This window comes from Akkermansiaceae bacterium (genome assembly GCA_017798145.1).
In the GTDB taxonomy this organism is placed as follows: domain Bacteria; phylum Verrucomicrobiota; class Verrucomicrobiia; order Verrucomicrobiales; family Akkermansiaceae; genus Luteolibacter.
The window spans coordinates 1,008,364-1,022,081 of record CP059069.1 but is presented as its reverse complement, the minus strand read 5'-3'; the positions used below and the strand labels follow the sequence as shown (position 1 = coordinate 1,022,081).

Below are 13,718 nucleotides of genomic sequence, written 5' to 3'. Positions count from 1 at the left end.
AAATACCTCCAGCGAGAGCTCACCCGGCTATGAATATCCCTATCCTGCATTCCCTTTCGAAGCGTAACACTCTCGTGTTTTCGGGTCTCGCTAAGAAAACTCGCAATTCTGGCAATAGGCTGTCTCCGATTCTTTTTTTAGAAGAGTTCATTGCATCGCACCTTTCTCGCCGATGCCTGGCTATGGGCTTGTTCGCCGCATCCACGGGTGTCGTGGGAGCTCAGACCATTGTGCAGGAATACTACGTTCCGATGCCGGAAGCTCAGATCCGGCAGTCGTTCCTCATACTCGCATCGAATACCGGCACCACGATGGATACGGTGGTGTCGATGGTGGTGGGAACCAGCGGGACGCGTATGGTCTACGACCACTGGGAGGATGGCTATGAGGTCGACATCAACAATCCAACTCAGGCCAGCACCCAGATATGGGGCGATGGCAACGACGCCAACGGCAAGCCGCCCGGATATGCCCAAGATCCCACATCGCTTGATGCCGGCACGGTGATCGCTTTGCGCAATAATGTCAGCCTGCCGCGCAATCCTTCGAGCATTCTTTTCGACGGCCGCGACCGCGTGGGTTCCACCAAGGGCATTGTCATGTCTCGCTCTTCATGGGCCACCACACCCGGTTCTGTCCTCGCGGATGCCACGGAGGTGAGCGCCACGATCGACTGGGGCAGGAATTTCGTCATGCCGGTCGGCGAAAATGAGATTTTCCCCACTCCGGCGACGAGTTCCATGTTTGAGCTCGTCTCAATTTTCGTTCAGGCCTCTCAGAACGGCACGGTGGTGCAGTTGGACAGGGACGGAAACGGCAGCGTGGATACCACCGTCACCTTGAACCAAGGTGAGAACTATTATTTGGATCGGGGTATATTGAAAGGTGCCACCGTCGCTGCGTCGAAGCCGGTGCAGGTTCATCTCCTAACAGGTGACATTGGGGCGAACTACGAGTCTCGGTGGTATACTGTTGCTCCGCTCGATCAATGGGGCAGTAGCTATTACACGCCTGTTGGCACTGCCAATGACGGCGATGATACCTATATTTTTCTCTACAACCCGGATCCGGCAGCAATCACGGTCAACTACACCACCCGTTCAGGAACTGGGTCCTTTGTGCTTCCTGCAAATGACAGCTACCGCTTCCTGATGCCGCAGGATTCCGGTGCTCACTTTTATAATACGGCAAGCCGACCCTTCTTCGCGATCGGCGCCGTTGGTGCAAAGCCAACAGCCAACAATGTCCACGACTGGGGCTTCAGTCTTGTGCCCGAGGGGAATCTCACCACCTCTATCGTCTGCGGTTGGGGCCCGGGCAGTTCCAATCTCAGCGTCAACGGCAGCCCTGTTTGGGCAACCGCCGTGGGCAACACACGCATCTACGTCGACTACGGTGGGGACTACGCGGGCCCCCAAACCGATCCGGACGGTGACAACTATGATGTCCATTACGATATCTCCGCGCTTGAGGTGCAACGCCTCTACGATCCGAGTCGAGACCAGACCGGAATGAGGGTTTACACCTTGGATGGCACTCTGATCACCGGAGCTTGGGGTCAAGATCCCGCCGTGGCCGGTCCCGGAAATCCATTTCTCGATGCCGGCACCACGATTCCCGCCTTCCCGGTGCCTGTGATTACGAAATCTTACACGATCGTCAACGATGTCGGTGCAACTGGTCTGAGTGTTGGCGATACCTTGGAATACCTCATCACGATGAACAACAACAGCCTCGTGGCGTTGGGTAACCTGTTCGTGGTGGACGGTCTTCCACCTACCCTCACTTATGTCGCCGGATCCACAACTCGAGATACCGTAGCGATTAGCGATAATTTGTCACCGTCCTCTGCCTTTCCGCTTGATGAAACAGGCATCATCATTCCGGTCTTACCACGCGGCGGGGTGACAAGACTTAGATATCGCACCGTCATCAATGCCGGAGGTTCAATCACCAACACCGTGAGTACTTCCTTTCGTGGTGTGACTTCCAGTGTTTCCGTGGCTGTTCCTGACGGCAGCTCGCCCTGTACGATCAATTTCACCAATAGCGGCGGCACCACGGTTGCAACTTACAATGAGGGCAGTGGAATCTATATCCAGATGTCAGATCCCGATGCAAACACCAACTCCTCTACCATCCAGACGGTCACGGTTTTGGTGAAAAATACGACCAACGGAGATCTTGAATTCGTCACTCTCACCGAAACGACTGCCAGCTCCGGCGTTTTCCGGAACACAACCGCTGTCCTGCCGTCCTCAACGACCGCCGGCTTGGCACCGTATGACGGAACCCTGAACGGCCTTGCGCTGAACAATCTATCTGTTAGCTACACCGATCCGATTTTCGGCGACAGCGCGAGTGCCACAGCCACCATCATCGCCCCGGGTCTCATTAAACAACTGTATCTTACCACGGATGGGACGGACAACGACAACACGGGCAACTTGGATCGCGTGGATCCGGTTAACACGGCAGATGGCTCCACATCGCAGACGGCCATCCTTGGCCAAGCGACCATTGTTGCCGATTCTCCGTCCTCATCGTCATCCACGGTTTTCACCTCAACACCTGTGCAGCCTGCGTTCGCTTCGGTAAGTACAACCTCCGGATCCGCTTCTTCGTTCACGTTTTCCCACAATCCCGGAAATGGCGCCAACCGGCTGCTGCTGGTCGGTGTGACCCTGCGAAACAACGCGAGCCAGTCAGTTTCCTCGGTGACCTTCGGCGGTGCGGCACTCACCCGGGTTGGCACCCAAGCCAATGGCTCCAACGCAAGGGTTGAAATCTGGAGTCTCACTAATCCATCGAGTGGCGCTGCCAACGTTGTCGTGACGCTCAGCGCCTCTGGGCAGGCTTCGATAGGGGCGACGACGTTTACGGGTGTGGATCAGATCACACCGCTGGAGGCATTTACATCAAATACCGGCAGTTCGACGACGCCTGCAGTAGGTGTGACCGCCGCAAGCGATCAGCTCGTTTACGATACCGTCGCCTTGAATGCCGACTCAAACAATCTCGCTGTGGCCGGTGGCCAAACGAGACGCTGGAATGTGCGACAAAGTGCCACTCTCATTGGTGCCTCAAGCACGAGTGCTGGCGCAGATAGTGTTACGATGAGTTGGACGAGCACGAACGGCCCTTGGGCAATTGGCGCGGTCGCCATCCGCTCGGCTGGCAGCACTGTTTCGGTGAATCATACGACTGGTTCCGGGAGCAATCGCCTGATGTTGGTGGGCTTATCTTACGAGGATGATGACAATGACGGATTCAAGGTTCCTTCGGTTTCCTACGCTGGACTTCCACTCACCCGATTGATCCAACGTGCTTCAGCGGTGGAAGCCGGGTCTGAAATTTGGTACCTAATCAATCCTCCCAGTGGCGCAGGCACGGTGACCGTCGCCACGGCTGGCGCGGGTGCTACCGATGACGAAATCGTGGTTGGAGTGAGCACCTTTTCCGGAGTGAATCAGGCAAATCCGTTCGGCACCGCTGTGTCTGCCATCGGGTCGTCTGGCCCCGCCACGGTCAATGTTTCCTCGGCCAGTGGCGAGCTGGTGTTTGATACCGTGGCTCTTGACGACAGCAGGAGAGTCACAGTGGGATCCGGCCAAGCTCAGCAATGGAATTTGAACACCGATAATGCTGGCGATGGCGTTTCAGGTGCCGGGAGCACGGAGCCGGGTGCCAGCAGTGTGACGATGTCGTGGACTCTAACCAACAACGACGACTGGGCAATCTGCGCCGTTCCTATCAAGCCTGCGGCAGGCACCCCGGTCACTTTCACGCAGACTCCGGCCTTCGCAGAAGCGTTCAGCATGACTTCCTTGCCGTCCGTGATCGCCTATTATTCCGTGAGCAGCGGAACGATGCCCGCTAGCCCGGACATCAGTGCCGTGCTTAGGAAAAATGGTATCCCGTTTGCCACTAGCACCGGTGTCACAGCCTCTGGCGGCTTGCTCACTTTCACCTTCCCTGTCAATCCGACGAATTTCGTGGCGAATGACGTCATTTCCTTGGTCATTTCTAACGGCCAGAGTGGCGTGACTTTCAGGCTTGATTACGACAGCACCACGAGACCTTCCCGCATCAACTTGCCGACCAATACCGTGATCCGCGTCGATTCGGTAGGAGTCTATGACGCGCCCTTCCCCGGTGGCACGCTCACTACCACCCCGGCCAATGGTCAGACACTTTATGTTAGAACTGTCGTGGGTGATCCTTTTGGCGCCTATGACATCACCAGCCTGCCGCTGAGCATCGATGGCCCCGGAGCCGCAAGCGATATCTCGGTGACGCTTGGTGCATCAAATGTCGTGGCTACAACGGCAGCGACCAAGACCTACGAATATGTATGGAATACCGGCACCACCACCGGAGCATACAACATCGCCGCCACCGCCAGGGAAGGCTTTGAAAATACGATCACCTCCCAGCGTTCCACCGCGGTGAACATGAGTTTCCTCGATCTCGGAACACCCAGTACGACCGAGTTCACCGTCGGAAACAACGGCGCGGCGACAAATACCTACAATCCGAACGTGTCGGTCGGGGTGCGCGTCACCGACATCGATAAAAACAAGCTTCCGGGAGTTGTGGAAACCATCACCGCAGTCATCACCAGCAGCAGCGGGGACAGTGAACTGGTGACCCTCACGGAAACCGGCCCTAACACTGGAGTCTTCACTTTTGTCATACCGGCCAGCTCCACGGCGCCCGGCACATCGAACAACGGCACGCTCCATGCGCCACAGGGTTCTGCCCTTACCGTGAACTACGTCGATCCCGACGATTCGAGTGATACCTCATCTGCCAACGCCACGGTTCCATTGCCAACAGGCACACCGGGCATCTCGGTTTCCAAAACATTACTCGCACCATCCGATGGACAAGCCGTCATTGGCGAGGCGGTGCAATACCGACTGAGGGTGGTAAACACGGGTAGTACAACGCTTTCCACGGTATCGCTGACCGACACATTCCCGGCCGCAAATCTCACCTATGGCTCTGCATCCACCGCGCCCAACACCGTGGCAAGCGGATCACTCACATGGACGAATGTCGGCCCGCTGACGCCGGGTCAGAGCGTAACCATCATCGTGAATTTCACCGCGCTTGCTTCGGGAAATCCTGTGACGAATTCCGCCACAGCCAATGCGGGAGGTGGTGTCACCAGCACCAGCACTCGCAACGTCATCATCACCCGTCCGGCTGTCACCGTGACAAAAACCCTCGTCAGTCCGAATCCCGGCCCCGCAAACAAGGGTGACGATGTCGTTTTCAATATCAACGTGAACAACACCGGCGACACTCCGATTTCCTCGCTGCCACTTGAAGATATCTACAGCGGAGCGACATTCGAGTTCGTCTCTGCGAGCGTTCCGCCCGATTCCACCGGATCCGGAAGCCTACTCTGGCTCGACATCACGGGTGCGGGAAGCCTCGCTGCCGGATCCAGTCAAAACATCACTGTCACACTTAGAGCGATCGGTGCCGCCAGCCCGGCCACAAACCGTGCTGAGGTCAGCTTTGCGGTCGATTCCAACGGTGATCCGGTGCCGCCTTCCATCAGTAGCGCCAGCCTCGTAACCACCGCCGGTAGCATCTACGGTAGCGTGCTTGAGGACCAAGGCACCGCCGGTTACGGTGGTGGAGATACCGCCTTGTCCGGAGTCACCGTTACCCTCTTCACCGATCCTAACGGCGATGGTGATCCTTCCGATGGAACCCTCGTGGCGATCACGGAAACGCAAGCCGACGGAACCTACGAGTTCCTGAACCTCGGACTCGGGAACTATACCGTTGTGGAAACCGATCCATTCGGGTTTGAGAGCATCGCGGATACTCAGGGCGCAAATGACAACCGTATCCCTGTCACACTCACTTCCTCCACACCAAGCACAGGCAACAACTTCCTCGATCAGTTCATCGATCCCGCCCTTTACGGAAATATCAGTGGCCAGGTGCGCAATGACACCGATGCAGACGGTAATCTTCTCGATGCCGATTCCGGGATTTCAGGAGTCACCATTGATCTCTTCACCGATCCGAACGGCGATGGAAACCCCGCCGACGGCGTGTTGTTCACAACTACCCTGACCAATGGCAGCGGCAACTACAGCTTCACCAACTTGCCGCCCGGAAGTTATGTCGTCGTGGAAAGCGATCCCACCGGATTTGTAAGCACTGCCGACATCACCTTGCCAAACGACAACCGAATCCCGGTCACCGTGGCTGCCTCGCAAACCAGCACTGGCAATGATTTCCTCGATACCTCGAACCTCGCTGCAACCGGAACCATCGGCAACCTGATCTGGAGCGATACGAACAACAACGGCGTCTTTGATTCCGGTGAAACGGGCATCAATGGTGTGGCCGTCCAGCTCTACCGTTCGTCGCAGACACCGGGCGTCGATGTCCCATACAAGACCACCACGACTTCCGGTGGCGGAATCTACAGTTTTGGCAACGTCCCCGCGGATACTTACATCATCTATCTTCCCACCTCGAACTTTGGTGCAGGGAAAGCGTTGGAAACGGCGACGCTCTCCAGCTACTTCACCGACACAGCGGACAATCAGCAGGATAATGATGACAACGGTATCCAATCCGCAGCCGGTCAGGCGATCAGCAGTCCGGCGCTTGCCATCGCGGCGGGTGAAACGGACAACAGCGTGGACTTCGGCTTTGTTCCAGTTTCCAGCTATGGCTCCATTTCCGGAACCGTCCAGGCAGATACGAATAACGACAATGCTGGCGATGTGGGTATCCAGTCGGTCGGCATGACCCTATACACCGATCCCAATGGCGACGGCGACTTCACAGACGGGGTTGTATTTGCGACTACTTCCACCGCAGTGGGTGGGGCCTACTCGTTCACTGGCCTTCCTCCAGGCGCATACGTCGTGGTCGAAACCCAACCATCGGGATTCCTTACCATCACCGACACCGATGGAGGCACTGATGATAGAGTGGCAATCAACCTTCCCGTCGCCGGTTCCGGAACCGCATCGTTCGTGGAAGTCCAGTCAGTTTCCATCAGCGGAAATGTCTTCAACGACGCGAATGGCCTGCTAGGCACACCGGTGAACACCGTGGACGGTGCGACCTACGGCGGTGCGACAGTCTACGCAAACTTGGTGGAAAATGGTGCGGTGGTGCAAGCCGTCGCCGCCACTTCGGGTGCTTATGATTTCAGTGGAGTTGCCGGATACAAGAATTACACCGTCGTGCTCAGCACGACTCAAGGCACGATCGGAGCCGCTCCGCCAGCAGCTTCTCTTCCATCGGGTTATGTCAACACCGGCGAAAACGTCGGAGCCGGAACCGGCAGTGACGGCACAGTCAACGGCAGCCTCGCGGTGCCAGTGACGAACGCGTCGGTCACCAACGCGAACTTCGGGGTCGAGCGCATTCCAACGGCCAGCAACGTTGCGTCGGCCTCGCAGCTGAACCCGGCGGGCACCGCGCAAGTCACGGTCCCCACTCTGACCGCCACCGATCCGGAAGATGCTTCAGTCACCAGCTTCATCATCAACACACTGCCAAGCAACGGCACGCTTTATTACGATGGCAGCGCGGTCACCGTCGGCCAGACGATCACTAGCTACAACGCCTCGTTGCTAACACTCGATCCGAACGACGGCGCGATCACCGCGAGCTTCACCTACTCCGCAGTCGATGCGGCAGGGAAGTCCTCGGCACCCGCCACCGCGACCATGCCGTTCACGGCGATCGGCATCAGCGGAAACGTCTTCAACGACGCCAACGGCCTGCTCGGCACGCCGGTGAACACGGTGGACGGCACGGCCTACGCCGGACCCACGCTTTACGCCAACCTGGTGAGCGGCGGCAACGTCGCCCAGGTCGTCACCGTCACCGCCGGTGCGTATAATTTCGGAACGGTTGCCGCGAACACCAATTACACCGTGGTGCTCAGCACGACCCAAGGCACGGTCGGAGCCGCCGCCCCGGCAGCGTCCCTTCCATCGGGCTACGTCAACACCGGTGAAAACGTCGGAGCCGGCACCGGCAGCGACGGCACGGTCAACGGCAGCCTCGCCGTGCCTGTTGTCACCTCGTCGGTCACCAACGCAAACTTCGGGGTCGAGCTCATTCCAACGGCCACCAATGTCTCATCGGCCTCGCAGCTGAACCCGGCGGGCACCGCGCAAGTGACCGTTCCTACGCTCACCGCCACCGATCCGGAGGACACCTCGGTCACCAGCTTCACCATCAACACGCTGCCAACTAACGGCACGCTCTATTACAACGGCAGCGCCGTCACGCTCGGCCAGACGATCACCAGTTACAACGCCTCGCTGCTCAAGCTCGATCCCGACGACGGCGCGATCACCGCGAGCTTCACCTATTCTGCAGTCGATGCGGCAGGGAAGTCCTCGGCACCCGCCACCGCGACCATGCCGTTCACGGCCATCGGCATCAGCGGAAACGTCTTCAACGATGCGAACGGCCTGCTCGGCACGCCGGTGAACACGGTGGACGGCACCGCCTACGCCGGGCCGACGCTTTACGCCAACCTGGTGAGCGGCGGCAACGTCGCCCAGGTCGTCACTGTCACCGCCGGTGCGTATAATTTCGGCACGGTTGCCGCGAACACCAACTATACCGTTGTCCTCAGCACGACCCAAGGCACGGTCGGAGCCGCCGCCCCGGCAGCGTCCCTCCCTGCGGGTTACGTCAACACCGGCGAAAACGTCGGAGCCGGCACCGGCAGCGACGGCACCGTCAACGGCAGCCTCGCGGTGCCTGTCGTCACCTCGTCGGTCACCAACGCGAACTTCGGCGTCCGCGAGAACGGCACAGTCAGCGGCCATCTCTATATCGATACGAACGGCAACGGCAGTCAGGACTCCGGCGAACCGGATCTGGCCAATGTCGATGTCGTCATCACCGACTCATTCGGTGCCCAGCAAACTGTCGCTACCAACTCATCCGGCAATTGGACGGCAAGCGTTCCGCCCGGAAGCACCACTGCCAATGTCGATGAAACCGATCCACAATATCCGACTGGCAGCATCCAGAAGGAAGGCACCGACCCAACCACCGTAACGGCTGTGGCAGGTGCAGACACTTCCGCAGGCAACGACGGGTATTTCCTCCCCGGGTCCATCACCGGAATCGTCCGGGTGGACAACAACAACGATGGCACACCTGACGCGATCCGTGCCGGTGCGATCCTCAGCCTGCAGGACGGTAACGGCGATCCCGTCCTCGGTGCGGGCAATGTCCCCGTCACCACGGTGACGGCGGCGAACGGAACCTACAGCTTCGGCAACCTGCCTCCGGGCACCTACCAGGTAGCGAAAATCAACGATCCGGGCTACAGGAGCATCTCCGATAAGGACGGCGGCAATCCGGAACTCATCGCCGTGATCGTCGTCAACGCCGGTCAGGTGAACCCTCTCAACGACTTCCTCGAGATGCTGCAGAAATGCCCCGACCTGTGGACGGAGTGGCAGGACAAATGGGATACGATTCTCGGTGGTGAAACGGCGTTCATCAATAATCCGGACGGCGACCGCTACTCGAACCTCCTCGAATATGCCTTCTGCATGCCGCCGAACAGCGGAGGCCGCAAACCCTTCTGCCTGGTCAATTCGCTGTCCGTCACGGGCGGGTTGGACGGCGTGTTCTCCCGCACCGCAGGCGGCCCGCAGGACGTCACCTACATCCTCGATTACGCAGCGGCGCTCGGTGATCCGACGTCCTGGAACAGCATCACCCTCACCGGCGGCAACACCACCGTTACCAACAACGGCGACGGCTCGGAAACCGTCCGCATCGTCGACCTGGAAAGCCTCACGGGACTCACGGCGGGCGCGGGCTTCGTCCGTATCCGCGTGCAGCTCGACAACGGCGTGGACACCGCCGAGGACTCCACCGAGGTGCTCGGCTGGGTGGAAACGCAGCTCGGCATGTGCTGCCGCACATACAACAACCCGTTCCTGCCCTGCGCGACCTTCACCGGCACCGTGGATTCCGTGAACGGCCAGGAGCTTGTCCTCACCACCAGCGCCGGGTCTTCGGATCTTTCCACCCTGCTCGTGCCCGGAACCTCCTACTACATCGAGGTGGAAACGGGCGACCTCGAGGGGCACCGCTTCGATGTGACGGGAGCCACCGCGACAAGCCTTACCCTCGCCAACGACGCCAGCCTGAGCTCCGCCTCGCCGCCGTTCAACACCCTTACGGGAGCAGCTCCGGCCCTGCTCGCTGGTGATAGGATCGCGCTGCACACCTGCAAGACGCTCAACGGGCAGTTCCCAGCGGCCTCCTTCGGAGCGGGTCTGACCCAGGAAACCTCCGACGAGGTGCAGGTTTTCGCCAACGGCACCTGGGCGATCTACTGGCTCTTCGAGGACGGCGCCGCGACCCGCTGGGTCAACGCCGACGATGTCACAATGGTCGATGCAGGAGCCACGGTGATCCCCGCCGGACAAGGTGTCTTCTTCCACAACCGCACCGCCCCCACATCGATCCTCGCCTACGGGGAGGTTCGCGGCCATGACTTCCACCGCCCGCTCCTCCAGGGCGTGAACATGGTCGGCGGCGGCTATCCGCTCGACCAATCCGCGATCGGCAACAACAGCCGCGGGCTGAACCTCGCCGACGGCTTCTTCGGCAGCAGGAACTTCAAGACGGCGGATTCGTTCTTCGTGTGGCGCACGGACGGAAGCGCGACGGCTTCCGGTTACGACACGTATTTCCTGCTCGATGGGGGTGCCTCACAGCCGACGGTGAAACGCTGGGTGAAAACGGGAGATGTGGACATCACCCCCCGCGATGCCGAGCTGTTACTCAAGCGTGACGGCGGCGTGATGACACGCGTCGCCACGGACAAGACCGGATACGTCATCCCCACACCCTGGACCCCCTGAACAGAAATTACCCCCCATGCACCCAAACACCCCATACGGAAAAATTTCAGACATGAAAACATACATCATCATCATGATCTCGCTGGTCTCCCTGATCTCCGGCCTTCGCGGCCAGACGATCGAGTGGGGCAGCGAGGTATTCAGCCAGATCGTCGACAGCAAAGGCGCGGCGCTGGACAACACCTACGTTTTTGAAATCGGCGTCTTCGCGGACACGTTCACACCGACCGATGCCAACACCGATGATTGGTTCGCCAACTGGTTCGCTTTCGACCGTGCGGCCTACTCCGAGACCAACGGCTACTTCGCCTCCACGGCGGAAATGACGGATGCCGGCACCAGCGAAAGCCCGTTCATGACGGCGGCGGCGCCCAGCTTCGAGGGCCTGGAGGCGTATGTCTGGGTGCGCAATTCGGCGACACCCTCGCCCACCACCGAGTGGTTCCTGGTGAAATCCCCGGCCTGGACTTTCCCCGACGCCACCCCGGGCTGCTGCGACAATGCGCTGCCCGTCCAGTGGTCGCTCGCTGATCTCACACCGACGAACACCCCTGTATGGGGCAGCCAGATGGGCACCGATGGTCAGGGTGAGTTCACCTCGGACGGGGTTTATGAACTCCAGACTTACACCTTCGTCCCCGAGCCTTCATCGGCTCTGCTGGCTCTTCTCGGCTGCGCTTTCCTACTGACAAGGAGAAGCAGACCGCAATAACTCGCCCGCAGAAATGACGCGCCCCGGATCAAGGATCGGTTTGTTCGCCTGTTTGCTCTGCGCGAATCTGGCGGCGCAGGTGCCCATCCCCTGGAGCAGCCCCGCCGGCGCGGTGAACCAGAGCAGCCTCGGTGCGGCGATGGACGCGACCTACGTCTTCGAGCTGGGCGTTTTCACCGGAACCTTCGTGCCCACCGCCGGGAACACGGCCGATTGGGCGGCGAACTGGAACATGGCGGACAGCTCCCGCTACAATCCCGCGACCTCGCGCTACGCCTCCGTCCACAACGCCACGGGCAACACCGCCCCGTTCACGGTTGGAAAACCGGCGTATGTCTGGGGCAGGAGCGGCTCGCAGTGGATCCTTTTCCGCGCCCCCTCATGGACATGGCCGGACGCCTCATTTCCGTCCCCCGCGCTCGCCCCATGGACGGCGAACGCGGCGACCGTCACCACCGTCACCACCGTCGTCGGCACGATCAATTCCTCGGGTTCCCCGTTTCTCATGAGATCCGCCGCCGCGGGCAACACCCCGCTGACATGGGCGCAGTGGCAGGCCGGCCTGCTGGATGGGGTCGCGCAGAACGGCCTCCTCGACGATCCCGACAAGGATGGGGTTTCGAACCTGTTCGAGTTCGCGTTCGGCGGCGTGCCCACGGTACCCGGCGCGGGGCCCGCGCTGCCTGCTGCGCTGCGCGGCGTTGCGGGATCAAGCTATCTCAGTATCCGTGTTCCGCGTCCGGTGGATCGGGCGGTGCAGGTTTCCGTGCAGGTCTCCTCCGATCTCGCGGTATGGCAGGAAGGGGATGAATTCACCGAACTTGTCGAGAACAACGCGGATGATTTCGTGGTGCGCGACAGGACGCCGCTCGCCCCGGGAAATCCGAGACGCTTCATCCGGATCGCCCTTCGCCTGCCTGCGCAATGAGCCTTCCGCGTAAAGGTTTGCGCGGCGCGGCGCGGCGGCTAATCTCCGCCCTATGAACCGCCCGGGAAGTTGCCGCCCTCTGCTGGCGTTGATTTGGTTTCTGGCTTTGTGCGGACTCACGCTGAACGGCTTCCTGCTGTTCACGACCCTGTCGGATCCATCCACAGGAGTGATTGGATGTGGCGGTGCGGAGGATTGCGGATCACTATTCGCATCGCGCTGGGCGCGGGTGCTGGGCGTGCCTGTCACCGCCTTTGGGTCGATCATTTATCTGGGCGTGATGGCAGCGATGCGGGATGCGAGGCGTCGCGCCCTGGCTCCTTTGCTGGGTCTGATAGTCGGAGCGGCGGTTTGGCTTACCTTTGCCCAGGCGTTTTTGGAAAAGAGATTCTGCCCTTGGTGTATGGCGGCGCATGGGATCGGCGTTGCGCTCGCGGTGGCCGGATTTTTCCTACTCAGGAAATCGGTGAGGGCAGCGGACATCGCGAAGCCGATGTTCAATGCGGCCTACCTGGGAGGCGCAGCGGTTGCGCTGATCCAGCTTTGGGGGCCGGCTCCGGGAGCGATGGTCGCGGATGTGAAATCACCGCCCCGCAGCGAGGCGGATGGCGGCTTTCCCCGCCTGGGCAACCCGGGAGCGAAGCATGTGCTGGTGGAGTATTTCGACTACCCATGCGCAGCCTGCGCCACGATGTCCGGATTCATCACGGGATTGATGCGGAGATATCCCGACGACATCGCGGTGGTGCTCAGGCCGGTGCCGCTCGACGGCTCCTGCAATCCCCATGCGGCCCAGCATCCGGGCAGTTGCGAGATCACCCGCATCGCCCTCGCCGTGTGGCGGGCCGATCCTGCGGCGTTCCCCGCTTTTCACTCCGCCTTGCTGGCGCAGCCGGAAGCAGCGGTGGCGCGGAAACTGGCGCTCGGCCTGCTTCGCGAGGACGGCTTGGAAAAGGCGCTTGCCGATCCATGGATCGATGAGGCCATACGCGGCAACATCGCCGGATGGCGCAAGCTCTCCACCCCCACTCCCAAGCTGCCGAAGCTCGTGGTCAAGGGAACCCGCATCCTTCACGGGCTGCCTTCCGGCGAGGAGGACTTCATCCGCGTGATGGGAGGCGAGCTCGGGCTCGGGGCGATTTCCAAGGAAAAGTAGCCGATTCGTGTTGAGACAATT

Annotated in this window: 4 protein-coding genes; all 4 read left to right on the top strand. The window is 60.2% G+C overall.

Going from position 1 to position 13,718, the window contains the following annotated elements; genetic code table 11:
* The first annotated feature begins 251 nt into the window (after nucleotides 1-251).
* The 4 genes from HZ994_04290 to HZ994_04275 are packed head-to-tail and all read left to right on the top strand — an operon-like array spanning nucleotide 252 to nucleotide 13,697.
* On the top strand, nucleotides 252-10,901 hold the full coding sequence (locus HZ994_04290) for a DUF11 domain-containing protein (GenBank protein ID QTN31576.1): 10,650 nt from the start codon (nucleotides 252-254) through the stop codon (nucleotides 10,899-10,901).
* A gap of 52 nt (nucleotides 10,902-10,953) precedes the next feature.
* Nucleotides 10,954-11,613, top strand: coding sequence for a PEP-CTERM sorting domain-containing protein (locus HZ994_04285; GenBank protein QTN31575.1), 660 nt, complete (start codon nucleotides 10,954-10,956; stop codon nucleotides 11,611-11,613).
* Between the two features lie 13 nt (nucleotides 11,614-11,626).
* Nucleotides 11,627-12,541, top strand: a complete 915-nt coding sequence (locus tag HZ994_04280) for a hypothetical protein (protein QTN31574.1) — start codon at nucleotides 11,627-11,629, stop codon at nucleotides 12,539-12,541.
* Between the two features lie 52 nt (nucleotides 12,542-12,593).
* A complete protein-coding gene (locus HZ994_04275) occupies nucleotides 12,594-13,697 on the top strand; it encodes a thioredoxin domain-containing protein (protein QTN31573.1) in 1,104 nt (367 codons plus the stop codon).
* Nucleotides 13,698-13,718 lie beyond the last annotated feature (21 nt).

Coding starts and splice junctions, on each gene's coding strand:
- HZ994_04275 (QTN31573.1), top strand. CDS start 12,594: ATGAACCGCCCGGGAAGTTGCCGCCCTCTGCTGGCGTTGATTTGGTTT.
- HZ994_04280 (QTN31574.1), top strand. CDS start 11,627: ATGACGCGCCCCGGATCAAGGATCGGTTTGTTCGCCTGTTTGCTCTGC.
- HZ994_04290 (QTN31576.1), top strand. CDS start 252: ATGCCGGAAGCTCAGATCCGGCAGTCGTTCCTCATACTCGCATCGAAT.
- HZ994_04285 (QTN31575.1), top strand. CDS start 10,954: ATGAAAACATACATCATCATCATGATCTCGCTGGTCTCCCTGATCTCC.